This is a genomic window from Colwellia sp. MB3u-41, assembly GCF_014076845.1.
Lineage (GTDB): Bacteria > Pseudomonadota > Gammaproteobacteria > Enterobacterales > Alteromonadaceae > Colwellia_A.
Map to the genome: position 1 here is coordinate 689,787 of NZ_JACGUT010000084.1, position 26,022 is coordinate 715,808.

Below are 26,022 nucleotides of genomic sequence, written 5' to 3' on the forward strand. Positions count from 1 at the left end.
CATACCTTTTCTTTAGAGGTTCTTGATGAATCTTTTTACCATAAAGGTTCAAAAAAAGAACTCAGTTTTGCTCTGAATAATCAAATGTACTGACATTTGAAATTTTAATTTTCATTTTTTAGTCTTTGGATACGGGCTATAGTAAAGGGCATTATTAATGAGGTTACTTAGCACTGTAGTGAAAGCAAATTCATTTTTTTTAATATTTTCATATTGATGATGAAGGCTTACCTTAACATCTCTATTATTCTTGTTTTCTGTGATAATAATGGTATTTATTAACAATGTAACATCCACTTGTTGTTTTTCTAGCTCAGAGTGTGATGTGCTTTTTTACAGTAAAAGTATACCATTGACTATATTTTTTAAGCGCTGAGTAATTGCCAGTACATTAGTCTTAAAATTCGCCGCTAATTGTTATTCATTAGGACATTTTATCGCAACTTCACTTAAGTTCAGTAACTCAGCAATCGGTGTTTTTAACTCATGAGCAATATCTGAGGTGATTCTTTTTTCTCTTAAATAGAGAATTTTCTTTGCACTGATAAAATGATTAATATCTTCTGTGATAGCAACAAGTTCTTCGGGTAATGTATTTGTCGAAATTTCACTGACTTTAGAGTTTAAATTTATCTGTTTTAGCGCAGCATTTAATTCATTAAGTGGTTTTAAACCACGCTCAACAACATTGAAAACAATGAGCCTTACCGCGATAACAGCGAAAATTGAGGTAAATATAAAAATAATGTCTACAAACCAAAGAATTTTATTTAGGCTTCATTACTTGTTGCGTAAGCTAACTCCATCGGTTTTTTATTTTTTACAAATTCCTCTCTCGCTAAACCAAACATCTCCCTAATATCACTATCAATTTGAGGCTTAAATCTTATGAAATACATTCTGTCAGATCGTCCGTCTGGTAGGGTTATATTCGTTATTGATAACTTATGTAGGGCAACGACTAACCTTGGCAATTCGTTGTATTTAAAAAGCTTAAGTGTTTCTGAACGTTCAAAAACTTTATTGTCACACCATAATTGAAAGTACTCTGGATCGTTTACCCCTGAAAACTCATACATAAATTCATCAGCAAAATCAAAGTCAATTTTTTCTGGAGCTTCGCTGACTAATGTTTCTAAAAATCCTGCTTTGTTTACCATCGCTCGATCAAATTGATTACTGATCTAACTATCAACACTTATGTCTGTTATAAAAAAGCGATACCAATAATATAAATATGGAAATTGATATGTATCGACTTAACTTTTTGTTAATAGAGTTCATTAACAGCTATTAACAAAGTAACCAAAACCATGTTGAGTTTTTATTGGTAAATCATGCCCAATATCTCTCACTTTTTATGGGCGGTGGAAAGATGAGCTTCACTTGAGTTTTTAGGGACTGCATTATATGTCCCGCTAAGTACTCACTTAATTTTTCAGGTGAAACTACTTTACCTTGATTAGTAAAAATACATTAAACAAGCTTATATTCATTAAGTGTTAAATGAGCATCTGCTCCATTACACAGTAATTGTTTTAAATGAATGTCTAATGAAAAAAAACCAATATTAATCTTATTGTCATTGACATTTAAGCTACCCTTGCGCATTTAGCAGAACAGGCGAACATGAAGTTCATCAAAAGAAAAAGGTTTTGTTAAGCAGTAATAAGCCTGAAATTTTATTTTCTGTAAGATATCGTACTGAAAGTATCAGTAATCTGAGGTATTTGTTCGCTTTTCTGATGGCTTTTAATATAGCCTTACCGTCAATAGACGGTAGCATTAAATCAAGTATGAGTAAGGAATAATCGCTCGCTAAAGCCATGTTTAAATCTTATGAGCCATCATCGGTATCGTCAATAGTACAGCCAAAATTTGACAACCCTATTCTTAGACCCTTTCGCAACGAAGTCGAGTCCTCAATAATCAATAACTTTAATGTTAGCCTACTATAAATATGTTTTATTTATAGAACACAGCAGAGTTAACTTAAGGTTTGTAGAGTAAAGCGCTTAAAATAATATCGGTATAAAAGTATCTACAAAAAGCATAGGGACCTTACTCTGGGCTATATTTATAACCCACCTTCTTAATAACAGCGGGGTGTAGCTTTATTAGACCTATAAAAAGTTAATGACTTTTCTTTAATATTACCCTGATCCATTTAGTCTTTGGGTGTTTCACTTTTTGATTGAGATTTTGTAAGATATATCTTACAAACACGTAAGATATTGAGTAAATAACTTCTAGCAAATAGATTGTGAATTTACATTAACACATGATTACATTGTGTTTTTTGTTTTTTATATACTTGTTTAAAATTAATGTTGTTAAATTAAAAAATTATGATGACTTGGAAAATATCTAAATCAACGTATTATTTAATTCATCAGGAAGATGCAGGTCAGGAAGATCAATAGAGTAGATAACTCTTTAAAGGACGTTTGAGGGATTAGGCAGGATGATAGGAATCATCAAAGGAAAGAAAAGGAATTAAGTTAAAGGATTAACAGCTAACGGAAGAGCTCGCAAGGACGGAAAATCACTATAGATGTTACTTAGGATGAGTGGCAATCATGGAAGATGAATGGACAGAAAAGGAATTAAGTTAAAGGATTAACAGCTAACGGAAGAGTTCGCAAGGACGGAAAATCACTATAGATGTTACTTAGGATGAGTGGCAATCATGGAAGATGAATGGACAGAAAAGGAATTAGGTTAAAGGATTAACAGCTAACGGAAGAGCTCGCAAGAACGGAAAATCACTATAGATGTTACTTAGGATGAGTGGCAATCATGGAAGATGAAAGAAAAGGAATTAAGTTAAAGGATTAACAGCTAACGGAAGAGCTCGCAAGGACGAAAAATCACTATAGATGTTACTTAGGATGAGTGGCAATCATGGAAGATGAAAGGAAAGAAAAGGACTATTAGGATATACTACGGACAGTTCTTTATGGATGAAGCGGGGCACAAAATTATGCAGGATGCATATAAGCTAGTTCAAGAAATGCGGCTCGTAGAGCCGTATTTTTTTGTTTAAATTAATACTCAAGATAGGTTGAATAATAACGGTGCTTACCTAAAATTGATTGGCTACCTTTCAGTGAAAATGTATACCCACATAAAGAAAAACTGCCTCTCATCGCAATGTTTCTCACAATTACTTTTGTATCTAAAGGAGAAAATCTAGCCAAATTATCACCTTTATCTGCTTGTGTTACGTCTAATGTTCTAATCATCTCTCCATTATCATAAGTAATCGCCTGGCAGGTATTATCACCTTGCGCCGTATTTTGTTGCCATAAAAAACCGCCCTGCACAGCAGTGCCTTGCCACTTTATTGTAATACCATCGAAAGCAGATACGGATAAAGAAAAATTATCGGGTAGAGTGATTTTATGTAATAAAGTCTGTTTTGACTCCATGCTGGGAGTTTTGTCATTCTTATCTGGCGTTATATGTTGTTCATCATTTAAGAACAAAGAAACAGCTGCCAATATTATTGACATTAAGGCGATTAAAATGAGTATGCTTAATGTTGAGGCTTTATTTTTAATATTGAACAGCTTTAGTCTGATCGCTTCACCGAAATCATCACTCGATTGCTTATGCGCCTCTGCAGGTACCTTGGCGTTATCAACAAAAGCCTGGCGAGTCTCTTGATGAGTACTTACTTGGGAATTGTCCACTCCTTTTTGATTAAATGTGGGCTCTATTCTTTGTTTTTTTTGAAAATTTCCTTGCTTCTTTACATAGCCACTTAAATCAACACTGCCGCAGTAACCCAATATATGACTATTTTTTTGACTTTTATACGTCATTAACAATGTGGAAATGATTAAAGGCAATAAAAGTAACCAATAGCTAGGCGTGTAATCACTGATAATGATAATTAACCCGGCAATTAAAAAACTCCCCGTTGGAGCGAGTAACCAAGCTATGCTGAGGTTGGCATCGTTTAAGCGGCGCTTTGTTGCAAGTGTACAAATGCTAGCAAAAAAAGATAATACCAGGAAGGATAATAAGCCGCTAAATAAAAAAATGGCACTAAAAAAAGCAAATAATAAATAACAACTAAAATGAATAGCAATGAATCGACTACGATTATCTGAACCGGTTAAACAAAATAGTGACTTCAAAAAAAGCACATAAACTCCTAAAAATATTGTTTGAGCTAAAGCGCTGGCAAGAGTAACGAATTTTTTTTTAATTTTCAGCGATATTTGCATATTGTTACACTTATAATTTTGATACTCCCCGACAAAATCATACGTAGTATGTAAGCCATTTCGCACAATTACGTCAGTGATCATTCAATAAATTGTAAGCGTAAAAAAAAATAAATTTTAACTCATTGTTAATTAAGTTAAAAAATTAATTTATTGTTAATGTGGTTGATTATGACTAAGTTTTTTTGGTTTACCTTTGTAGCGAGAAAACTTACGGGTGTTACTATTAAACCTGTCAGGAAGACAACTGTTATGGATAACACGATAAATAAGTTAAAGGATAAACATTGTTTATTGGATATTGTGCAGGAAGTGCAAAAAGGAAGTGGTTTAAGTTAACATTTGGTTGATAAAGGATTTAGCCGTAAGGAAACTATTATTTCCAATGGAATGGAACATAAATGGAATTTACTTGAATGGATGCAATAGCTAGCGCTAAAGTTAACTTATTTTACCGCGCATATAATGAATAAAATTTATGGATGAAATTAACCGAGAAAGGAAGCTAATAGAGAGCTGATGCTCTTTTAGATAGGGCCATCTAAACGGATTTAATGAACGGTTAGTACTGAAATGGATGTCGAATAAAGGACAGTAATAAAGCTTGGATAAAATGAGTTTTTATACAAAAATAAATTCCATATTATTTAGGACGTTTAAAATTAGCAAATGGATTTGCAGCATTATATTAATAAAGAAATAAAAGCGGCTTGTGAGTCGCTTTTTCTTTGCCTAAAAATAGGTAATAGACATAGTGCTTTGCTTGGTTGTCATTCATAATTTTTACGCTAGCAGTAACACTCTTGGTTGTATTTAAATGGTGATAATAAAAAACCTGCTAAAGCAGGTTTTTATTCATTTAAAGTCACATAATAATTAACTATTAGAAGTTCGGTATGAATCACAAGCTTCTTCATCTTCACATTCGCCATATAAATAGAGACTATGATTCGTTAGCGTTATTTTATGTGATTTAGCGATATCTTCTTGACGCTGCTCAATAACGTTATCTTCAAATTCAACTACTTTGCCACATTTTAAACAAACAAGATGATCATGATGCTTTTTATGACTCAACTCGAAAACTGATTTCCCACCTTCAAAGTGATGACGACTAACAATACCTGCATCGTCAAACTGATTTAGTACACGATAAACAGTCGCTAAACCAATTTCTTCATTCTGCACTAGCAATATTTTGTAAACATCTTCCGCGCTAATATGCTGATTATTAGGGTTTTGTAAAATAGTGAGGATTTTGATTCGCGGCAGGGTAATCTTTAATCCGGCTCTTTTTAGCTCTTCATTTTGGTCTGCCATTAACTTTAATTCTCTAATTCGATAAGTTAAACAAAATTATAGGGGGTTCTAGGGCTTGATGGAAGCCTTAGTTTAAATGATTACCAAATACATAGGTTTTGATTGATAAAATAGTAGTAAACTGCAACTGCTTTACTGGTACGATGAGTTTTTTGGGTAAGTCATTTAAGAAATAAAGGAGATTTTAATGCTAAAAAGAGCATGGTTACTAAGGTTGCTGCTCAATATTTGGCCACCATTTTTATTTACAGGTATTAAGGTAACAGAACTTTCTAGTGACTTTCGACAAGCTAAAGTGCGTTTAAAAATGCGATCATGGAATAAAAACGCCTTAGGTACACACTTTGGGGGCTCATTATTCTCGATGACTGACCCTTTTTACGTATTGATGATTTTATCGCGCTTAGGTAATAAATATTATGTTTGGGATAAATCAGCTGATATTGACTTTATAAAACCTGGAGTGGGAGTGGTAAAGGCAGAGTTTTATGTAAGTGATGATTTTATTAATGAAATTATTGAAAATACTTGTCACGGTGAAAAGTATCAACCCACGGTGAGTGTGTATGTGAAAAATAATGATGGCGAGTTGGTGGCTAAGTTGAATCGGCGTCTGTATATTCGTCAGAAAAATAAATAATATTATGCCTAAATAATTTTAGGCTACAAAAAAGCCTGCAAATGCAGGCTTCATATCAGATCTTTTGATAGCGAAAATTAATCAGCAAGTTCTGCTAAACACATTTCTTCATATACTTGTGTAACCCATTTATCAATTCGCTCTTCAGTTAGCTCTGGTTGACGGTCTTCGTCAATACATAAGCCAATAAAAGTGTTTTCATCAACTAAGGCTTTAGACGCTTCAAACTCATAACCTTTAGTTGACCAGTTACCTACAATAACTGCGCCTCTTGATTCGGCAATATCTTTCAAAGGTTCCATAGCATCACAGAAATATTCAGAGTAATCTTCTTGATCACCTAAACCAAAAATAGCGACTAACTTGTCAGTAAAATCAATTTCTTCAAGCTCAGGCAAAAAGTCGTCCCAATCACATTGGTTTTCACCGTAATACCAAGTTGGGATACCTAAAATGATTAAGTCAAATTCAGCGATTTCTTCTTTAGTACTTTTTGCGATGTCTTTTACATCAACAAATTTTTTGCCTAACTTCTTTTGGATAGTTTTGCTGACAGCTTCAGTATTGCCTGTATCACTACCGAAAAATAAACCTACAATTGCCATGGTATAAAACCCTTATTTACTAATATTTAATGCTTTTGCCGTCATTGAATTTTTCAATATCGACTCAATAAGTTCGCTACGACTAATGCCTTGAATTATTGCTAAGTCGTCTAACTGTTCAAACAATTCTTGATGTATTTTAAATTCAACTCGCTTCAAGCCATTGTTTTTATCGCGTTTAACTTGATTGCGCTTATTTATTTTTACTTGGACGCTACGCGAATGAGGATTTGTTTTTGGGCGTCCAGGACGCTTTTCATCACTAAACAAATCAATAGTGGTTAAATCACTTGCTTCTTTTGCCATCGTTAACTTTTACCCAACCCCTTGGCTTTCCCAAACCAGTTGAATAATGCCTTTGGCAATAAAGCCTGCACAACCTAAAAATAAGACCAAATAAACGACCATACGGCCCATTTTGGGAACATCATTTTTTGTCATAACATCATGGACCGATAAGCCAATGAAAATAAAGATAAAAGCGAAAAATAAATTCAAACCGATGGTTTCAATAAGTTCTAAGTTTTCAGCTAACATAATTCACCCTAAAAATTTCAGGCGCACTGTAGCATAATTCTGTTCTTAAATACATAATTTTTACCATAAATGACAGTGCACATTAACATCATTTGTTGTAATGAACTCATTGTAGCAAGATGAAAGCTGACATTACATCAAATCGTTCAAAAGGCTTTCTATAGGTGTTTAAAACTGTAAAAAGTCATTTGTGATTTTATTAAATATCGTCGTTTTCTCGGCATGTAACCAATGCCCAGTACCTTGAATTATTTTTGCTCTACTCTTTGGAAACAAGACCTTAATAATGTCGCGGTGCTCTGCGGTAATATAATCAGAATCTCCACCTTTAATAAATAGAGTTTCACCTTTAAAATGTTGCTTGCCTTTATAACCTGTCATTATTTGAGGATAGCAATGTTGAATATTATTAAGGCTACACTTAAAAGTAAATTTTCCATCTTTAACTGTCAAATTTCGTAATAAAAACTGCCGAACACCCATTTCATCAACGAAATGTGCTAATTGCTCGTCGGCATCTTTTCTACTCTTAACATGTTCAAGTGTAATACTTTGTAAGCCTTCAATAATATGATTATGGTGAGGAGGGTAGGTAACAGGGGCTATATCAGCAACAATTAGTTTTTCAACTTTTTCGCTGTGTTTTAGCGCAATTTCCATAGCAATCTTACCTCCCATTGAATGCCCAAGAAAATGAGCACGGTCAATTGTAAGTGTTTTCATTAAGTCTACGGTGTCTTGAGCTAATTCTTCGTAACTCATTGAGTCTTTATGAAATGAAAGACCATGATTTCTTACATCAATACTCGTCACTCGGTAATTATCTTTGAGGCCTTTTGCTACCATATTTAGATTTTCTAAACTGCCCAGTAAGCCGTGTATCAAAATAATATCGGCGCCAGAGCCTTGTTGTTGATAATGTAAAGTTTGTGTCATGGATAGCTCATTCAATGAATATTTCTGTCTAGAGCTTTATTGTCTTAGCTTTTATAGCCCCATGCAATTATTTTTGAGGCTTTATCAAGATATTGTCGCTGGAAAGTTTTCCTTAAGCTAAGTATAATCCTGCGCGATTAATGAAATTTTAGGGTAATTAATGAAAAACATTGAAATAGATGAAGTACTTTATCAATACATAGTGTCGAATACCCAATTTATTGGCGAAAGTGCTTCGTCAATCTTACGCCGTTTACTTAGCTTAACCTTAGCTGAAGGTACCGCTGGCGATATTGAAGTTATATTGTCTGAGAATAAAGAAGAAGCAGTTGAAAGCTCACCACTTCAAATTGAAGAAACTATTGAAAAAGAAGAAGTGGTTGTTATTATAGAAGAAAGTGTTGAGCCTCCTAGCATTGATAATGTGCTTAACTATATTAATAAAGAAGAATTAGCAACGCAGCGTGGTGCTGTCGGACGATTTTTACTTATTCTTGCTGCTTTATATCGCGTACACAGTGAAAAGTTTGCTGTTGTCTCTGAAATTAGAGGTCGCGACCGTTTATACTTTGCCAAAAGTAAAGAGGAACTCTCTGCAAGTGGCAGTAGTACCAAACCATTACAAATACCTGATAGCCCATTTTGGGTAATGACAAATTCAAATACTACACGTAAAAAAATGATGTTAACCAAAGCGTCGTTAACCTTAGGTTATACTGAAGAAGATGCTGAGAAAATTCGCGATCTATTATAACGTGTAAAAAATTACAGCAGATAAACATTGAAATAAAAAATAGGGAATATCATGACTATACATGCACATGCAGGAAAACCAGTTAGACCACAAGACCGTATCAATATTGGTAAACTAGTCAGTGATTATTTCTTATTAATACCCGATGTTTCTATCATTGAACAACGTGTAACGTTTGGCACATCAGGCCATCGAGGTAATGCAAGCAAGAGCAGTTTTAATGAACAACACATTGTTGCTATTTGCCAAGCGGTTGCTGAGCATCGAACTGAGCAAGGTTTGAAAGGGCCATTATTTTTAGGTAAAGATACCCATGCGCTTTCAGAACCCGCCTTTGCTAATGCGCTATCGGTGTTAATTGCTAATAATATTCCGGTAGTTGTTCAAAATGATGATGGCTTTACGCCTACACCTGTTATTTCTCGATTGATTATTGCTCATAATAAATTAGCCATAAATAAAGATAATCAAGCAGACGGTTTAATTATTACGCCTTCGCACAATCCTCCAACTGACGGCGGTATTAAGTATAACCCTCCGCACGGCGGGCCTGCTGAGGGTGGCGTCACTCAAAAAATTGAACAACGTGCTAATGATTTAATGGCAGAGAACCTTGTAAATGTTAAGCAAATTAGCTACGCAAAAGCCTGCTCTTCGCCATTATTGTTAAAGCAAGATTTTATTACTTTCTATGTTAACGAACTTGAACAAGTTGTCGACATGGCAGCTATAGCAAAAGCTGGTGTTAAAATTGGTGTTGACCCATTAGGCGGTTCTGGTATTCATTACTGGCCAGTCATTGCGAAAAAATATGGCTTGAACCTGGAAATTGTCAATCCTGTTGTCGATGCTAGTTTTGCTTTTATGCCATTAGATAAAGATGGCAAGATCCGTATGGATTGTTCATCACCCTATGCAATGGCAGGGTTAATTGCTTTAAAAGATAAGTTTGATGTTGCAGTAGGTAATGATCCTGACTTTGATCGTCACGGAATTGTGACAAGAACAGGGGGGTTGATGAACCCAAATCATTACCTAGCGGTAGCTATTTATTACTTAATGACACATCGTGATTGGCCTAAAAACAGTAAAATTGGCAAAACCTTGGTATCAAGTTCTCTTATAGACCGTGTTGCACAATACATTGATCGCCCTTTGTCAGAAGTGCCAGTTGGCTTTAAATGGTTTGTTGATGGCTTGAGTGACTCATCATACGCCTTTGGCGGAGAAGAAAGCGCTGGCGCGTCTTTTCTTGCTCGCGACGGTAGCTGTTGGACAACAGATAAAGATGGTTTTATTATGGCACTACTTGCGGCTGAAATTCTTGCCGTTACCGGTAAAGACCCATTTCAATTGTACCAAGAACTGGCAGAAAAACTTGGCGAACCTTGTTATGGACGCATTGAAGCTGTTGCAAGTTTTGAGCAAAAGAAAGTGCTAACGTCATTAAGTGCCGATGACATTACTACAGAGACTCTTGCAGGAGAAAAAATTAACCAAGTACTCTCACATGCACCCGGTAATAATGCAGCTATAGGCGGGGTTAAAGTTACCACCACTAATGGCTGGTTTGCTGCCCGCCCATCAGGTACCGAAGATATCTATAAAATTTATGCAGAAAGCTTTATCGACCAAAAGCATTTGCAACTTATTATCACTGAGGCACAAGTACTGGTCAGCGCAGCGTTTACCAAAGCAGGTTTGTAGTTGATGATCTAAAAATAATGAATTCTTTCATTTAATCGTTGTCAAAAATTTAAATATAATAATAATATAAGTTTTAGTGATGCCCCATAATCAGTATCTACACAAACCAACAGTGATTAAAGGTCTTTATTTATCACTGTCGTTAATTTTATAGCTCTATATTTATAGAGCTATTTAGTCAAAAATTGATGTGTTAATTACTGTGCTATTTACTTTTATTGTTATCAATCCAAGCAATAATCTCAATTTTTTTGTACAATACCCAATAATTTTTATTGGCTTAGTGAAAGTGGTTTGGATAAATTACAATTAGTATTACAAGAACAACAGCAAACGCTACAAACAACAGGTGATTTTCTCGCCTTAACTCGCGCTAATGAATGGTCGTTAGCAGGGGCTTTTTCCTTTCAAGTTCAACATCAAGCAAGTAACAGCCAAACAAAGGTCACGGTAGTTGATACCGGTTTAATCACGTTTGAACCTTGTAACTTATCACAATCAAATAAAGATATTGTGCTTTCTAGTGCGGTGCACGGTAATGAAACAGCGCCAATTGAAATTTGTGCCGAGCTTATTAAAAAACTTATCTTAGGAGAAGTTGCTTGCATGGAGCGAGTACTCTTTATCTTTGGTAATCCCGCTTCTATTAATATTTCTGAACGTTTTATTGAAGAAAATATGAATCGTTTATTCTCTGGGGGCCACTCGGCGGATCAAGGTCATGGCGCGGGTTTAATTAATAAAGAACGCCATCGTGCTTTATTACTTGAAAATACGGTGCGAGACTTTTTTGAACAAGGTCAATCGTTAGTCAATAATACTGAGCGCGAGCGTTGTCACTACGATTTACACACTGCTATTCGTGGTTCAAAAAATGATAAGTTTGCGGTTTATCCTTTTAGGCATGGTAGAGCTTGGAAAAAATCACAATTACAATTTATGCATGCCTGTGGCGTGAGCACCATTTTACTTTCGCACTCACCAACCACCACGTTTAGTTATTTTTCATCAAATGAATTTAACGCTGACGCTTTTACGGTTGAATTAGGCAAAGTGAAACCTTTTGGTGAAAATGACATGGCTAAGTTTTCTCAAGTTAAGCAAACATTAACGCGTTTGGTCTCAGGTGAAGATTTATGTCTAAAAGACTATGATGAAAAAGATTTTAGTATCTATGAAATTTATCAAACAATTAATCGTCACGGTGAAAAATTCTCATTGAATTTTTCTGATGATGTTGAAAACTTTACTGATTTTCCAAAAGGTAGCGTTATTGCGTTAGATGACGGTAAAGAAATTAAAACAGAAAAAGTGGGCGAAGCTATTATTTTCCCAAATGCTAATGTTGCCATTGGCCAGCGAGCACTCTTAACCGTGATCCCTGCAATTATCGAATAATGAATGCAGTGATGTAAACTTTTATGGGCATATTTATCTTGAACACGTATACCCAGAGTTTTAGTTCGCTTACACAACTTGTGTTTCAGTTTACGTAAAGGTAAAGTACGTTCGATTATTTTACAACAGCTCATTGCGCGAAACCCAATAAGTACATGCCAAGTACACTTACATAAAGAATAATGGTTTAGCATATTCTGCAATGAACATATTCCATAAGACAAGAAGAGAAGAGAAGGCTATGAACACTGACGTATATAAAGAAAGTCCGGTGGTACATCAACCCGCTTTTATTGATGGTCATTCAGTTGAAATTCCCATCCTCAAAGTATTACAACAAGACGGTAACGTATATGACGGTGCCGAACTTCCTGTAATAGATCAGGAATCAGCGACTAAAATTTATAAAACATTAGCGTTTCACCGTGCGCTCGACGAGAGAATGGTCGCATCACAACGTCAAGGTCGTTTAAGCTTTTATATGACAGCACTTGGCGAAGAAGCAGCAAGTGTTGGTGGTGCTGCCGGTTTAAAACCTCAAGACATGATCATGGCGCAATACCGAGAGCAAGGAGCATTAATGTACCGTGGCTTCTCACTTGAAAATTTCATGAATCAAATGTTCAGTAATGAAAAAGATCTAGGCAAAGGTCGTCAAATGCCTATTCATTACGGTAGTCGCGAATTAAATTACATGACTATTTCGTCGCCACTTGCTACTCAAATACCACAAGCTACTGGTTATGCATATGGCCAGAAGTTACAAGGACTTGACGCGGTAACTATTTGTTATTTCGGAGAAGGCGCTGCATCTGAAGGTGATTTTCATGCCGGTTTAAATATGGCCGCAGTGCATCGTGCTCCAGTTATCTTTTTCTGTCGTAATAATGGCTACGCAATTTCAACACCTGCTGATGAACAATATGCAGGTAACGGTATTGCTTCTCGTGGTGTGGGTTACGGTATTAAAACAATTCGAATTGATGGAAACGATATCTTAGCGGTATTAAAAGCGACGCAAGATGCACGTACTTATGCGTTAGCAGAAAACAAGCCAGTACTTATTGAAGCAATGTCTTATCGCTTAGGTGCGCATTCAACTTCAGACGATCCTTCAGGGTATCGTACCCGAGAAGAAGAAGCTAAATGGCAGGCTCATGATCCAATTCTTCGTATGAAAAATTGGATGTTAGCTAACAAATGGTGGGATGAAGAACAAGAAACCACTTTATTTGATAAATTGCGAGAAGAGATATTAGCCGCTGTTAAAGTTGCAGAAATCATTGATAAACCACCCGTTGAAGATTTGATTACTGATGTTTACGATGAACCGCCAACGTTATTAAAAGCTCAACTTGAAGAGCTAAAACTGCATATCAAAAAGTATCCAGAAGCCTACCCATTCACCGCGGGGAGAATTAAATAATGGCACAAATGAATTTATTACATGCAATTAATAACGCACTTGTAATTGCAATGACAGAAAATGAACGCGCCGTATGTTTTGGTGAAGATGTTGGCCATTTTGGCGGCGTTTTCCGTGCAACTAGTGGCTTGCAAGAAAAATTTGGTAAATTGCGTTGTTTTAACACGCCGCTCGTGGAGCAAGGTGTTATTGGTTTTGCTAATGGTTTAGCGGCACAAGGTAGTGTGCCTATCGCTGAAATTCAGTTTGCTGATTATATTTTTCCAGCTTTTGATCAAATTGTTAACGAATCTGCAAAATTTCGCTACCGTAGCGGTAATGAATTTGATGTAGGTAACTTAACAATACGTACCCCATACGGTGGCGGTATTGCGGGTGGTTTGTATCATAGTCAATCACCAGAAGCTTACTTTGCTCATACACCAGGCTTAAAAGTTGTTGTACCACGTAACCCTTACCAAGCAAAAGGTTTGTTGTTAGCGTCTATTCGCGATAAAAATCCGGTTATCTTTTTTGAGCCAAAACGTTTATATCGTGCTTCCGTTGGCGAAGTGCCCACCGAAGATTATCAACTACCTTTAGGCAAAGCTGAGGTTGTTACGCCAGGTAGTGATATCACGTTGTTAGCGTGGGGCGCACAAATGGAAATAATAGAGAAGGCGGCTGAAATGGCTGCAACTGACGGTATTTCATGTGAAATCATTGATTTACGTACTATTTTGCCATGGGATATTGAAACGGTTGTTAATTCTGTTACCAAAACAGGGCGCTTAGTTGTTAGCCAAGAAGCGCCATTAACCGCGGGTTTTGCGAGTGAAATTGCTGCAACGATTCAAAAGGAATGTTTCTTACACCTTGAATCACCAATTGCACGCATCTGTGGTATGGATACGCCTTACCCATTATCGTTAGAAAAAGAATACGTAGCCGACCACTTAAAAGTGTATGAAGCCATTAAACACAGCATAAATTACTAAGGTTTTTGTCATGAGTATTGATTTTATTCTACCCGATATTGGTGAAGGTATCGTTGAATGTGAACTAGTTGAATGGCTAGTTAAAGAAGGCGACGTAATTGTTGAAGATCAGCCTATTGCTGATGTGATGACCGATAAAGCGCTGGTACAAATTCCGGCGATGCATAATGGTACGGTTACTAAGCTTTATTACGCGCAGGGTGATATTGCCAAAGTACATAAACCGCTTTTTTCAATGATAACTGATCAAGAACCTTCAGTTGAGCAACCGGCAAGTGTTCCTGAAATAGAAAATACAGCACGTGCTGAACACCCTGTAGCTGCGGCGGATGTTGTTGCTGCAACTTTCGAACGAGAAGACTTTATTTTACCGGATATCGGTGAAGGTATTGTGGAATGTGAACTTGTTGAATGGTTAGTTAAAGAAGGTGATGTGATTGTTGAAGATCAACCTATTGCTGATGTAATGACCGATAAAGCACTCGTACAAATTCCAGCGATGCATAATGGTACCGTCACTAAACTTTACTATGCTAAAGGTGAAATTGCGAAAGTACACGCACCGTTATTTGAAATCGAAAAACGCTCTGTTAATACTAACGAACCAGCTGCTGTTGCAGTTAAATCGGTTGAAACACCAACGGTTTCTGTAGCGAAAGAAGTCGCTGTTAGTAACATTAACGTTGAAAAGAAAGTCGTTAATAGTAAAGCTGTTGCTAGCCCAGCCGTGCGTCGTGTTGCTCGTGAGTTAAATGTTAATATTCATGAGATACCAGGCAGTGGCAAGAAAGGTCGTGTTTATAAAGAAGACGTCGTTTCTTTCACTAAAGTACCAGTTGTAAGCACTGAAAATGTAACGCAAGTTGCTGCTGTTGCACAAAGTGGTGGTAAACGTGTTGAACCTATTCGCGGTATTAAAGCGGCTATGGCAAAAGCTATGGTACGTTCAGTGTCAACGATCCCTCACTTTACTTATTGTGAAGAAATAGACATGACAAACCTGATGGCGTTGCGCAGCGGGATGAAAGACGCTTATGCGAAGCAGGATATTAAATTAACCATGATGCCATTTTTCATGAAATCGATTTCTTTAGCGTTAAAAGAATTTCCGATTGTGAATACGCAGGTTAATGATGATTGTACTGAAATTACTTATTTTGATGATCATAATATCGGTATGGCTGTTGACTCTAAAGTTGGCTTACTCGTGCCTAATGTTAAGCAAGTACAGAATAAATCTATTGTTGATGTTGCTAAAGATATCATGCGTTTAACTGATTCTGCCCGTGCAGGTCGTGTTGGGGCCGAAGATTTAAAGGGGGGGACTATTACCATTTCAAACATTGGCGCTATTGGCGGCACTGTTGCGACGCCAATCATCAATAAACCAGAATCTGCGATTGTAGCGTTAGGTAAATTACAAAAATTACCACGCTTTAATGATAAAGGTGAAGTAGAAGCACGCTATATTATGCAAGTAAGTTGGTCTGGAGATCATCGTGTTATTGATGGTGGTTCAATTGCTCGTTTTTGTAACTTGTGGAAATCATTTTTAGAAGAACCAAGCAATATGTTGATGCATATGTCTTAGTTCGACGCTTTTTGATATTAAAAAACCTGCTTATGCAGGTTTTTTTGTTTAAACCCCATAGTTTACATGGAAAGGAATATGTAAGTAGACTCATTATTTGATGATGAGCTAGTTGACGAAAACGTCCACCATGGCTGCTGATTAATATCTTTTATAATTTTATTCAACGCGTCTTTTTGTTTTTCAATCGCCAATATTTCGCAATAGGGCTGTTTACAAATTACAGAGATCAAATCAATATTTGTGGCTTCATAATGCGTTAAGACAAAGTCAGAAATATTGTTTTTCATATTATAGCCCCAATCTACATCGTCTTCTTTTTGATGAAAATCATAGATGTCATTTCTTGTTTTACCTCGAAACGAACTCAAGAAAAATTTGAAGGGTTCTGGAGCGAGTGCTTGCATTTCTTCATCAGTAACTTTACTACCATCAAATTCATTTAATTGATTTTTCAATAATGAAATTTTATTTTTTGATTTTTTATATTTGTCCTTTAATAATTGATGCTCAGCGATTAAATCTAGGTGCTGCTGATTTAACATTTCGTCACCGTCAACAGTTGTTAATGTCTGGTTATTGGTGACTTGTGGTTGGACTTGACTAGCATCAATGGTTTGATCGAGTACATCCGGAGCGACTTTTAATTTTGATATCTTTGCGGTTGGCGGTGTCTTAACTGCGATTACCATAGGAGGTGTCAAATTATCTTGATAACTTTCAGTGCTCAAGGATGAAAAAACATAGCCGAGTATTGCCCCAACAGCCAAAAGTACCAGCGCTTTTAGTGAATTCATATAAATCCTTTTATCGTGCGTTATTATTTTTTTTAAAGATATTACCTCAATAAAATTATCTTTCAAGCGGTTAAAGTTTAAAAGTGCTTTAAGTTAACATCAAGTGACTTTAACGATATACTTTTTAGTAGAGTGGGCTGGCTAGGAAATTACGTGCACGAAAATAAACTTCAACATTTTTATATTGCCGAAGAGCAATCTGTTTATTTATTAAATACCAAAGATTCTACTAAATTAAAAGTCTGGGTCGAGTTATGTCAGCAACAATTAGGTTTACTTGGCTATCAAAATATCGCTTTATTAGGAAAGGGGGCCTATGGTTTTGTTTTTAATGGTGACGATGATTTGGGTAATGCATTTGTTTTCAAATTTTCACGAATGAATTTACCTCAGCATGTCCAAGACCGCTTAGCAGAAGAAGCTGAAATTCAAGGGGAGTTATCGCATAGACGAATTCCAAAGGTTGTTAAGTATTACAAAATAAAACGCCAATCTATTGTTCATATGCAACGTGCCCCTGGCGTTGACTTAGAAAAGTATTCTCATCAGCATGGCCCTTTAGCACCTGAGCTTGTTGTCAGTATTGCCATTCAGTTGGCCGAAATCCTTTTATATTTGCGTGATCCAAATAAACATGAAAAAGGTAAGCCCTATGTGCACGGTGACATAAAACCTTCAAATGTTGTGTATAACGAAAAAACAGGCAAAGTATACTTAGTGGATTGGGGCTCAGCTGTTATTGCTCAATTAGATGCCTCAGGACAAAATACTGCCAATAGCATTATGGATTTAATGAGCAGTGATTTACAAAATACCAATGCGCGCTTGGGCGATGTTTACTTTATTGGTCAAGACCAAATAAGTGGGGCTATGTCGTCACCGCGTTTTGATGAGCAGGGATTAGCCGCAACACTCTATGCAATAGCATCAGGTCAATCGTGCCGGTACGGTCATCAAGTTATTTCACCGCTTTCACTAGGCTTACCAAAGCTGTTGGCGAAAATTATTGAAGGGATGCTCAGTGATAATCAAAAAACACGCAATAGTGCCGGCGATTACTTTTTCAAGCAGTTACCTTACTTAAAACGTATGGTTATGGCAAAACAGCATCGCTCTTTAGATACGGAGCTACTGATCCCTGTTTGGCTAAAGTCAAAGACAGACAAAATTATTGATACCGTTGTTTATGGTTCAAGAAAATCATTTTTAAGAGAATCAACAGAAAGTGATGAATTAAATGAGATTGATGATGCGCAACTTGAAAAATATTATAAAAATTTTCTTATGGGCATGGGCGATACAGAAAAAGGCTTTATTGCAGCAGTAGGCCGTTTGGGCAGCTTTCCGGTGGTGGGAGGTTTAGCGATACGTTGGCAAGCTGATGGTGTGTATATCGATTCTAATTTAACTTTATTTGATCCAAGCTTGAACGCTTCTTTTCAAAGTGCAGTGAATAACATGGTGCACCTCGCGCAAGGTATTCATCGTGTCGGTATGTTTAAGAGTTGTTTATTTAACGCCAGAAATACGCTTCATGTGGAAAGGCAGAGCAGTGAACATGATTTTATTGCCCAATTGGGACAAACGTTTGCTTTCGAGGTCAGTGATATTGCAGAAGTTGACGATATTACTCGTCTACATTCATATTTCGAAGACGGCAAAGATCCCGATGAATACTTATATTTACCTGATGAGATAATGGCCGTATTAGGGCGTTTGAATTTAATTCATCATACCGGTTGTATTATTTTTGAAGTTTTACCCACTCACTTAAAAATTCATAGTTATTTAATGTTGCTTAATCATCAAAAAAAGGAAGAATTTACTGAGTGTTTAGCCGAAATTATTAACCTGTTACCAACAATTAAAGGGCAAGGAATTTCAGGGTTTATGAAACTACCCTACAAAGACACACGATATTTCGAACATATTAGCGCTTTACCTGAAAAGTACTATCCTAGAAATCCTAAAACGATTGAATCAACGAAGAAATAACATGACTAACAAAATTGGTGAAATGGCGTGGCTAGATTTAACGGTAGATAATGCCACTGAGGTGAAAGACTTTTATCAGAAAGTTGTGAGTTGACAAGCCGAAGATGTTGCAATGGTGGATCATCATGATTATGTCATGAATAGCCCAGAGACTCGTGAAGCTGTTAGTGGTATTTGTCATGCTAAAGGGGAAAATGATGATATGCCTGCTGCGTGGTTACCTTATTTTTTAGTTAAAGACCTGCACGAATCTATTGCCCATGTTACTCAGCTTGGAGGTGAGCTGGTGGCTGAAATAAAACAAGCGGGTAACGACAAGTATGTGGTTGTTAAAGATCCCGCTGGCGCTGTTTGTTCACATTATCAAAAGGTTGATATCTGCCACTGCAGATTTTAAATTTTTGTGGCTATTTGAGACGTTGAATTTAATGAAGTTAAATGTTCGCTTCGCTTCATTATATTTTTGGTGTTAGCGCTCACTTATTGGTAGTGCACCGCTGGGTAGGAATAAGCGTTGGTAAAGGCGAGTTGCATAATCATCAGTCATCCCAGAAACATAATCAGCGATAACCCTAAATTCGTTTAGGTTATGCTCCTTTGCATAAAGCCAACGCTGTGTTGCATGTTTAGGTAATAAACGTGTCGGATCGCTTGCCAGCGCTTCAAATAATTCCATCACTATTTGTTGTCCCCGATACTCGAGTTGCTGAATACTCGTTTGTTTAATAACAAATGCAAAGACAAAGTCTTTGAATATTTGCAGAGCTTTTGCTGAATTTTCTGGTAGCTTTGCATTGTATCGTAGTAGTGGTTCAGCAAAGTTTAGGTCGCAGCTATCATTTAAATCACTTAAATAAATTTCAGTTATTAAATAATTTACCAAGCCGCCAATCGCTTCTTTTTGAATGTAATGTTGTTCATTAAAAAGCATAACGGTTAAGTTTTTACAATAATCTTGTATCCAAGGTTCATCAATTTTTTCGAGTTTAGCGATGACTTCTCGCTCAAAATCTTGCTGGCTCACGACACCTGTTACAATCGCGTCTTCTAAATCATGAATGCCATAAGCGATATCGTCAGCGAGCTCCATAATAGAGCAATCGAGTGATTTAAATATTGTTTTATTATGGCTACCATCGATGTTTTTTATTGATTGAAAAAGCGCACGGTCACTAGCAGATAAAGGTGATAGAACCCACGCAAACATTTCAGCGTCATCGCTATATAATCCTTTAGCGGGATGCCAGTCAGAAGCTTTTAGTTGTCTAAACGTTTTAGGGGCAAGTGGTAAAGGTAATGTTGTTAAGTTTGTTAATGTTTGTGGATATTTTATTAACCCTAATAGTGTGCGACGAGACAAATTCATTCCATAAAATTCACTAAAGGGCTCTAAGTGTGAAACGATACGAAATGTTTGCCCGTTGCCTTCAAAGCCACCATGGTTTCGCATCATATAATTAAGAGCGACCTCTCCACCGTGACCAAAAGGTGGATGACCAATATCGTGAGCCAAGCATATAGATTCAATTAATGTTTCGTCAGCAGGAAAAAGTTCAGCAGATAATTCTGTATGCTTATTCCTTAATTGAGCACTAATTCCAGAGCCAATTTGTGCCGCTTCTAAAGAATGCGTTAATCGAGTACGGTAAAAGTCACTTTGTCCACTGCCCATTACTTGGGTTTTTGACTGTAAACGCCTAAAAGCCGCTGAATGAAGTATGCGTGCACGATCACGTTGATAAGAACTGCGGTGATCATGTTGACGTTTTGCAACACTGGCTTGTTTTCGCTCTGCCCAAATCTCGTTCATACACACCTTATTTCAATTGAAATTATCTTAACCGATTTTACATACCATGATAATATGCGCTGATTATTATCGCTAGGTAACAATATTTATTAGCGGTGTTACACCTTACCCAGTTTTTATTTATGAATGCAAGTGTTTCTCTTTAAAGGGGTTATGTGATTTGTTAATTCTTCTTTCAACGTATTACTGTTGAGTCTCTTGTTATTTAGTAGCGATGTTTTGCCCAGGGTAACGAGATCAATACGCAAAATAAGACTGTTTCATGTATCGCTCAAAGTGTCGTAACCGATAAGATAGAATGTATGGCAGGCTTAGCTAACTCACCTTTTATTGTTGAAGATGATGGCAGCCGCATCGAGTGATAACTTGTTCATGTAGCTATCAAGGGATGAAACATATTAAAGAGCAAGGCACCTATCAATTAATTATTGATAAATACCTCTAAATAGGGAGCTATAACGTTAAGAATTAGCAATAAAAATAGCCCGTTTGGGGGCTGGGTAACCCTCTATTGTTTTACTGCTATCGTTGGGGTCAAGAAAATCGGCCAGTGATTCAGTGTCTATCCAGTCAGTTTTTCGCTGCTCATCAAGAGCGGTAATGTCCGTATTCACGATACGTATATTTTTAAATCCACAACGTGAAAGCCACGCGCACATTGCATCACAACTGGGTAAAAACCAGACATTACGCATTTTAGCGTAACGCTCTCCAGGCACTAAAATGGTATTATCGTCGCCATCAACCACTAACGTTTCTAATACTAATTCGCCCCCTTTTACTAGTTGTGCTTTTAATTGATAAATAAAGTCGATAGGAGAGCGGCGATGATATAAAACACCCATAGCAAAAACGGTGTCAAAAGCGTGAAGTTCAGGCAGTTGCTCGACACCTAATGGCAGTAAATTTACTTTAGAGTCATTAACAAAGTGCTGAATCGCATTGAACTGAGTGAAAAATAACTGTGTGGGGTCGATGCCCACCACAAATTTAGCGCCTTCGCCTCGCATACGCCACAAGTGATAACCACTACCGCAGCCAATATCTAACACATATTTATTTTTTAACGGACTAATATGCTCTTTTAAACGATCCCATTTGAAGTCTGAACGCCATTCGGTGTCTATGTGCAAACCATGAATATGATAAGGGCCTTTTCGCCAAGGTTTGAATTTTTTCAATAAGTTTTCTAAACGTTTATATTCTCCTTCACTAATATCCTCTTTTTTACCCACACTTACCCCATCACTAATATTAATAACTGACGGTGTTGTTTTGGGTAGCGCTGCTAATGTTTTTTGCCATTGGGCAAATTCGCCGTGTAAATGTTCTTTTTTCCATTGAGTTAGTTGCGCGGGTAGTACATCTAACCAATGGTTTAAGCGGTTTTGGGCGATTTCTTGATAGAATTTATTGAATGACATGAATAAAGTTACTTAATGGCGATGAGTGAAAAGAAATTAAAACATTGAAACCAAGGCGTTTGATGGCTCAATCCCGCATTTTTCAGGCGTTCAATATGTTCAGGCAAGCTATCAATAAGCATAACTTTTTCAATGGCAGTACGCTTTTGGGCTATTTCTAGCTCACTGTAGCCATTGGCGCGTTTAAAATCGAGGTGCAAATCGACAAGCAGTTCATTACATATCTCATCATCTGCTGATATTTTTTCTGATAAGAGTAATAAACCACCTGGTTTTAAGCCAAGGGCTATTTTATTTATTAATGAAGCGCGTATTTCAGGTTCAATAAACTGTAAGGTGAAATTAAGCACCACCATAGAAGCGTTTTCAATCACAACATCTAAAATGTTACTCTCAATTATCTCTACAGGGGTATCTCCCTTGAATGCATTAACGTGCATTTTACAGCGCTCCACCATCGCCGAAGAATTATCAACACCTATAATTTTACAGTTTTTTGCGGTAATAGCTTTACGCATGGCTATGGTTGCAGCGCCGAGCGAGCAACCTAAATCATAAATATTACTATTGTCGGTGACAAAACGCTGACTTAAACGACCAATGGTATCAATAATGGTATTGTAACCCGGCACAGAGCGGGAAATCATATCAGGAAAAACTTCAACAACATGTGCGTCAAAAGTAAAATCTTTAATCTGGCTTTGTTTTTTTGAAAAAATTAAATCGGGCTCTGATGGTTTCATTACGTTGAACTTGTATGGGTGTTAAATATCAATTTTGCGTTATTTTAACTTAAATTTATTGTCATGGGGTAGTATTGCATGCGTTTAGTCGTTAAAGCTAAAAGTTACGCTGCAATTTTGGGTGAATAAGGTCTATAATTGTTGTTATTTTTCATTAATTTATTCTCTAAGGAATTGCTGTTGCAGCTCGATTACTTTTTCCGTTGTTTAATTTTATTAGTGATTTGTTTTACGTTAAAAGTAGAAGCAAATAATGAAGCTTTTGAAACGTCTAAACAAACACTAACCATAGCGATAAATAAAACAACTTATCCTTATATGTTTCTTAATGAACAAGGGGTAGCCGATGGCATAATGCCTGATCTTTGGCGACTATGGGCCGAGCGTCAAGGCAAAGAAATTGAGTTTGTAGCCACTGATTGGCTGTCAACTCTAGCGCGCGTTAAATCAGGTGAAATTGATATACACGGTGGTATGACTAAGACTGCAGCCCGCAGTAAAATATTTTCGCTCACTCCCTCCTTTTTCTCTCAGGATTTTTATTTTTATACCCACAGAGACTTTACAAACTTAACTAAAATTAGTCAACTAGCGCCGTATATCATCGGGTCTGTTCGGGGATCAAGTCATGCGTCATTTATTTTAGAAAACTACCCCAACCTTAAGTTGCGTTTATATGCTAATCGACATGCCTTATATAAAGCTGCATTAGATAACGAAATAATGGTTTATACGGGGCTCGAGAAACCCTCTAAATTTTTTACTGGATATTTTGAATTAAATAAACAATACCCACCTTACAAAAGAATTCGTTTTTATCAAGGTGAGTATGTAGCCGCCACATCATTAAAAAACAAGTTGCTGAAGGACTTTATTGTACAAGGATTTGACAAAGTTACCGCTACAGAAAAGTCGAGAATAGAAAAAAAATGGTTAGGACGTGATAAGAAAAATAACACTTTATTATTAAGCTTTTTAACGCAAGCACCACCTTATATGGCTGTTTCCCCTACAGGCCAACCACAGGGGTTATTTATTGATTTATGGCGTTTATGGGCAAAAGAAAGTGGTATTGAAATCGAGTTTATTGCTCAATCACCTTCCCAAGAATTAGCGATGTTAAAAGGCGGAAATGTCGACATTCATATTGGTTATTCGGCTGATCATTTTGATAATAAATTACAAGTTGCCTCACAAATATATGGTGTTGATGCAGGTGTTTTCGTTTCTACTCGAATTGATAACATTTATTCAATGAAAGATTTAGAGCTAAAAACAGTAGGTGTGCTAGCGGGTACTACCTATAAAAACACCCTCTTTAAACTGTTTCCTAATATGAATGTACAGGTTTACCAAACGGCTAGCGAATTACTTAATGAGGCTAAATTAGGAAATATTGATGCGATGGTTAGCGCTCAGGAATACCTGAATGCACGTTTAATACAAAGTAATTTACAGTCATCATTTTATCAATTAAAAAATGTTAATTTTCCAACCCCCGTTTTTTCTTTAGTCAAAAAAGGTAACGATAAACTTGTTGAGCTTATTAAAGAAGGTTTTGACAATATCCCTATTGAACAACTGATTTCGTTAGAGCGGAATTGGCTCATTCATAAGAATAATGGTTATTTTGTTCGTTCTGCGGAAAAAGTAAGTTTGTCGACCTCTGAAAAACTATGGCTCGATAACCATAAAAAAATTAATGTTGGTTTAGTTAAAAGTTGGATGCCAATGGAATTTATTAATGCAAATGGTGAAGTCAGTGGTATAAATCCTGATGTAATGAAACTGATATCCGATCGTTCGGGGCTATCGTTCGAATTTACATTTTTTAACAGTTGGAATGACTTATACCAAGGACTTGTTGATCAACAAATTGATATGCTGGCGAGCGTTTCGGTAACACCAGAGCGTAAGAAGCAGGTACTATTTACGCAACCCTACTGGAGTATGCCTTGGGTTATTCTTCATCAACGTCAGCTAGGCTCTAATTTAGATCTCAAAAGTTTTTATGGAAAAAAATTAGCGGTAATTAAAGGCTATTATCTATCGCCTAACATTCTCAAATATCATCCTCAAATATCGCTAAAACTCGTTAATACCCACAACGAAGGGTTATTTGCAGTACAAAAAGGTAAAGTTGATGGCTTTATTTCGAATATAGCTTCTGCGTCAGAGTTAATGAAACGAGAAAGCTTAAATGTTTTAGATATATCGGTATTAGAAGAACTCGAAAGAGACAGCAGTCACTTTGCAATCAGGCCTGATTGGGAAGAGTTACAACAGATCATCAATAAAACATTATTGACTATTTCTGAAAATGAAAAACAAAAAATTTATGACCGTTGGTTTGGTGTCAATATTGAAACAGGGTTTGATAAAGATATTGTTATGCGAGTATCCGCTCAGATAGGCGTACTGATCCTCATCATCATTGTTGCTATTATTATCTGGAATAGACGCTTATACCGCGAAATAAATACGCGTAAGCAGCTTGAAGAAAAAATGAAGCATATGGCAACTCATGACGAATTAACCGGCTTAGCTAACCGAGTACTGTTAAAAGATAGAATTAATACCGCGATTAGCTTTCATCAACGTCAGCAATTACAAATAGCCGTTTTGTTTATCGATCTTGACGGTTTTAAAACGATTAATGATACCCATGGTCATGATGTGGGTGATGAATTGTTAGTGCAAGTGGCAGATAAATTTAAAAGCTGTGTTAGACAATCTGATACGGTTGTTCGCTTTGGCGGGGATGAATTCGTTTTATTACTGACCGGCTTGCATAATAAAAATGAAGCCGCTTATGTTGGAGACAAAGTATTAAAACTTATGCAACAACCTTTTCAATTGTCAGCTGAGCGAGTAAATATCGGCTGTAGTATTGGTATTGCAATGTATCCAGATGACGGTGTTACCGATAATGATCTCCTTAAAATTGCCGATACATTAATGTATCGAGTGAAAGCAAATGGAAAAAATCATTATGTTTTTAATACAGAGGCCAAGGACCTTAATTAAATCGACACAGCTGTGAATTAAGCTGTTCTTGGCAAGTAATATTATTTTTAGTACATTTTAGACACACTATTTCTCTAAAACCTTTTCTTGTCGGCATATT

The 26,022-nt window shown here is 36.5% G+C and carries 21 protein-coding genes and 1 pseudogene; 10 read left to right on the forward strand and 12 right to left on the reverse strand.

The features are described from left to right. Positions 1-770: 770 nt before the first annotated feature. The 4 genes and pseudogenes from H4J73_RS20720 to fur form a co-directional block, all read right to left on the reverse strand. Positions 771-1,160, reverse strand: a complete 390-nt coding sequence (locus H4J73_RS20720) for a hypothetical protein (protein WP_259366636.1) — start codon at positions 1,158-1,160, stop codon at positions 771-773. 123 nt (positions 1,161-1,283) lie between these two features. Continuing rightward, a pseudogene (locus tag H4J73_RS20725) lies at positions 1,284-1,960 on the reverse strand (response regulator transcription factor). Positions 1,961-3,047: 1,087 nt separating this feature from the next. Further along, positions 3,048-4,145: a hypothetical protein gene (locus H4J73_RS19810; RefSeq protein WP_182207855.1), complete on the reverse strand. Its 1,098-nt coding sequence runs from the start codon at positions 4,143-4,145 to the stop codon at positions 3,048-3,050. Positions 4,146-5,111: 966 nt separating this feature from the next. Next, a complete protein-coding gene (fur, locus tag H4J73_RS19815) occupies positions 5,112-5,555 on the reverse strand; it encodes a ferric iron uptake transcriptional regulator (protein ID WP_182178533.1) in 444 nt (147 codons plus the stop codon). 187 nt (positions 5,556-5,742) lie between these two features. On the opposite strand from fur, the gene H4J73_RS19820 reads away from it, so the two are divergent. Further along, entirely contained in the window at positions 5,743-6,195 is a 453-nt protein-coding gene (locus H4J73_RS19820) for a DUF4442 domain-containing protein (RefSeq protein WP_182178535.1), read from the forward strand. 77 nt (positions 6,196-6,272) lie between these two features. Here H4J73_RS19820 and fldA read toward each other — a convergent pair whose 3' ends face one another. From fldA to H4J73_RS19840, 4 genes are all read right to left on the reverse strand, one after another. Further along, positions 6,273-6,800: a flavodoxin FldA gene (gene fldA, locus H4J73_RS19825; protein WP_182178537.1), complete on the reverse strand. Its 528-nt coding sequence runs from the start codon at positions 6,798-6,800 to the stop codon at positions 6,273-6,275. A gap of 12 nt (positions 6,801-6,812) precedes the next feature. Next, positions 6,813-7,106 carry a LexA regulated protein gene (gene ybfE, locus H4J73_RS19830; RefSeq protein WP_182178539.1) on the reverse strand — a complete coding sequence of 98 codons (294 nt, stop codon included), beginning with the start codon at positions 7,104-7,106 and terminating at the stop codon, positions 6,813-6,815. Between the two features lie 9 nt (positions 7,107-7,115). Next, a complete protein-coding gene (locus H4J73_RS19835) occupies positions 7,116-7,337 on the reverse strand; it encodes a DUF2788 domain-containing protein (RefSeq protein WP_070376277.1) in 222 nt (73 codons plus the stop codon). A gap of 168 nt (positions 7,338-7,505) precedes the next feature. Continuing rightward, a complete protein-coding gene (locus tag H4J73_RS19840) occupies positions 7,506-8,273 on the reverse strand; it encodes an alpha/beta fold hydrolase (protein WP_182178541.1) in 768 nt (255 codons plus the stop codon). A 160-nt stretch (positions 8,274-8,433) separates the two neighbouring features. On the opposite strand from H4J73_RS19840, the gene seqA reads away from it, so the two are divergent. The 6 genes from seqA to H4J73_RS19870 all read left to right on the forward strand — a co-directional run bounded on the left by seqA (position 8,434) and on the right by H4J73_RS19870 (position 16,126). Continuing rightward, the gene (gene seqA, locus H4J73_RS19845) at positions 8,434-9,027 is read left to right on the forward strand and encodes a replication initiation negative regulator SeqA (RefSeq protein ID WP_182178543.1); all 594 of its coding nucleotides are present in this window, start codon (positions 8,434-8,436) and stop codon (positions 9,025-9,027) included. Positions 9,028-9,078: 51 nt separating this feature from the next. Beyond that, positions 9,079-10,734: a phosphoglucomutase (alpha-D-glucose-1,6-bisphosphate-dependent) gene (gene pgm, locus H4J73_RS19850; RefSeq protein WP_182188804.1), complete on the forward strand. Its 1,656-nt coding sequence runs from the start codon at positions 9,079-9,081 to the stop codon at positions 10,732-10,734. 294 nt (positions 10,735-11,028) lie between these two features. Then, positions 11,029-12,132: a succinylglutamate desuccinylase gene (gene astE / locus H4J73_RS19855; RefSeq protein WP_182178765.1), complete on the forward strand. Its 1,104-nt coding sequence runs from the start codon at positions 11,029-11,031 to the stop codon at positions 12,130-12,132. A gap of 241 nt (positions 12,133-12,373) precedes the next feature. Then, positions 12,374-13,558: a thiamine pyrophosphate-dependent dehydrogenase E1 component subunit alpha gene (locus H4J73_RS19860; protein WP_182178767.1), complete on the forward strand. Its 1,185-nt coding sequence runs from the start codon at positions 12,374-12,376 to the stop codon at positions 13,556-13,558. Continuing rightward, complete coding sequence (locus tag H4J73_RS19865) at positions 13,558-14,535, forward strand: alpha-ketoacid dehydrogenase subunit beta (protein ID WP_182178769.1); 978 nt, start codon at positions 13,558-13,560, stop codon at positions 14,533-14,535. The genes H4J73_RS19860 and H4J73_RS19865 overlap by 1 nt, the downstream gene beginning before the upstream one ends. A 10-nt stretch (positions 14,536-14,545) precedes the next feature. Further along, entirely contained in the window at positions 14,546-16,126 is a 1,581-nt protein-coding gene (locus tag H4J73_RS19870) for a dihydrolipoyllysine-residue acetyltransferase (protein ID WP_182178771.1), read from the forward strand. A 62-nt stretch (positions 16,127-16,188) separates the two neighbouring features. Here the strand turns inward: H4J73_RS19870 and H4J73_RS19875 are convergent, their stop codons facing one another. After that, positions 16,189-16,923, reverse strand: coding sequence for a hypothetical protein (locus H4J73_RS19875; RefSeq protein ID WP_182178773.1), 735 nt, complete (start codon positions 16,921-16,923; stop codon positions 16,189-16,191). 153 nt (positions 16,924-17,076) lie between these two features. On the opposite strand from H4J73_RS19875, the gene H4J73_RS19880 reads away from it, so the two are divergent. Both H4J73_RS19880 and H4J73_RS19885 read left to right on the forward strand, forming a co-directional pair. Continuing rightward, on the forward strand, positions 17,077-18,918 hold the full coding sequence (locus tag H4J73_RS19880; protein WP_182178775.1) for a protein kinase domain-containing protein: 1,842 nt from the start codon (positions 17,077-17,079) through the stop codon (positions 18,916-18,918). Between the two features lie 112 nt (positions 18,919-19,030). Next, positions 19,031-19,315 carry a hypothetical protein gene (locus tag H4J73_RS19885; protein ID WP_182178777.1) on the forward strand — a complete coding sequence of 95 codons (285 nt, stop codon included), beginning with the start codon at positions 19,031-19,033 and terminating at the stop codon, positions 19,313-19,315. Between the two features lie 72 nt (positions 19,316-19,387). Here the strand turns inward: H4J73_RS19885 and H4J73_RS19890 are convergent, their stop codons facing one another. From H4J73_RS19890 to cmoA, 3 genes are all read right to left on the reverse strand, one after another. Then, positions 19,388-20,728 (reverse strand): anti-phage deoxyguanosine triphosphatase, encoded by a 1,341-nt coding sequence (locus tag H4J73_RS19890; protein WP_182178779.1) that lies wholly within the window; start codon positions 20,726-20,728, stop codon positions 19,388-19,390. A 461-nt stretch (positions 20,729-21,189) separates the two neighbouring features. Next, on the reverse strand, positions 21,190-22,152 hold the full coding sequence (gene cmoB, locus H4J73_RS19895; RefSeq protein WP_182178781.1) for a tRNA 5-methoxyuridine(34)/uridine 5-oxyacetic acid(34) synthase CmoB: 963 nt from the start codon (positions 22,150-22,152) through the stop codon (positions 21,190-21,192). Between the two features lie 8 nt (positions 22,153-22,160). Then, positions 22,161-22,895, reverse strand: coding sequence for a carboxy-S-adenosyl-L-methionine synthase CmoA (gene cmoA / locus H4J73_RS19900; RefSeq protein ID WP_182178783.1), 735 nt, complete (start codon positions 22,893-22,895; stop codon positions 22,161-22,163). 138 nt (positions 22,896-23,033) lie between these two features. Here cmoA and H4J73_RS19905 point away from each other — a divergent pair, with 138 nt between their 5' ends. Then, the gene (locus H4J73_RS19905) at positions 23,034-25,922 is read left to right on the forward strand and encodes a transporter substrate-binding domain-containing protein (protein WP_182178784.1); all 2,889 of its coding nucleotides are present in this window, start codon (positions 23,034-23,036) and stop codon (positions 25,920-25,922) included. Positions 25,923-26,022: the final 100 nt, after the last annotated feature.

Coding starts and splice junctions, on each gene's coding strand:
- H4J73_RS20720 (WP_259366636.1), bottom strand. CDS start 1,160: ATGGTAAACAAAGCAGGATTTTTAGAAACATTAGTCAGCGAAGCTCCA.
- fur (WP_182178533.1), bottom strand. CDS start 5,555: ATGGCAGACCAAAATGAAGAGCTAAAAAGAGCCGGATTAAAGATTACC.
- H4J73_RS19820 (WP_182178535.1), top strand. CDS start 5,743: ATGCTAAAAAGAGCATGGTTACTAAGGTTGCTGCTCAATATTTGGCCA.
- fldA (WP_182178537.1), bottom strand. CDS start 6,800: ATGGCAATTGTAGGTTTATTTTTCGGTAGTGATACAGGCAATACTGAA.
- ybfE (WP_182178539.1), bottom strand. CDS start 7,106: ATGGCAAAAGAAGCAAGTGATTTAACCACTATTGATTTGTTTAGTGAT.
- H4J73_RS19835 (WP_070376277.1), bottom strand. CDS start 7,337: ATGTTAGCTGAAAACTTAGAACTTATTGAAACCATCGGTTTGAATTTA.
- H4J73_RS19840 (WP_182178541.1), bottom strand. CDS start 8,273: ATGACACAAACTTTACATTATCAACAACAAGGCTCTGGCGCCGATATT.
- seqA (WP_182178543.1), top strand. CDS start 8,434: ATGAAAAACATTGAAATAGATGAAGTACTTTATCAATACATAGTGTCG.
- pgm (WP_182188804.1), top strand. CDS start 9,079: ATGACTATACATGCACATGCAGGAAAACCAGTTAGACCACAAGACCGT.
- H4J73_RS19860 (WP_182178767.1), top strand. CDS start 12,374: ATGAACACTGACGTATATAAAGAAAGTCCGGTGGTACATCAACCCGCT.
- H4J73_RS19865 (WP_182178769.1), top strand. CDS start 13,558: ATGGCACAAATGAATTTATTACATGCAATTAATAACGCACTTGTAATT.
- H4J73_RS19870 (WP_182178771.1), top strand. CDS start 14,546: ATGAGTATTGATTTTATTCTACCCGATATTGGTGAAGGTATCGTTGAA.
- H4J73_RS19875 (WP_182178773.1), bottom strand. CDS start 16,923: ATGAATTCACTAAAAGCGCTGGTACTTTTGGCTGTTGGGGCAATACTC.
- H4J73_RS19885 (WP_182178777.1), top strand. CDS start 19,031: ATGGTGGATCATCATGATTATGTCATGAATAGCCCAGAGACTCGTGAA.
- H4J73_RS19890 (WP_182178779.1), bottom strand. CDS start 20,728: ATGAACGAGATTTGGGCAGAGCGAAAACAAGCCAGTGTTGCAAAACGT.
- cmoB (WP_182178781.1), bottom strand. CDS start 22,152: ATGTCATTCAATAAATTCTATCAAGAAATCGCCCAAAACCGCTTAAAC.
- cmoA (WP_182178783.1), bottom strand. CDS start 22,895: ATGAAACCATCAGAGCCCGATTTAATTTTTTCAAAAAAACAAAGCCAG.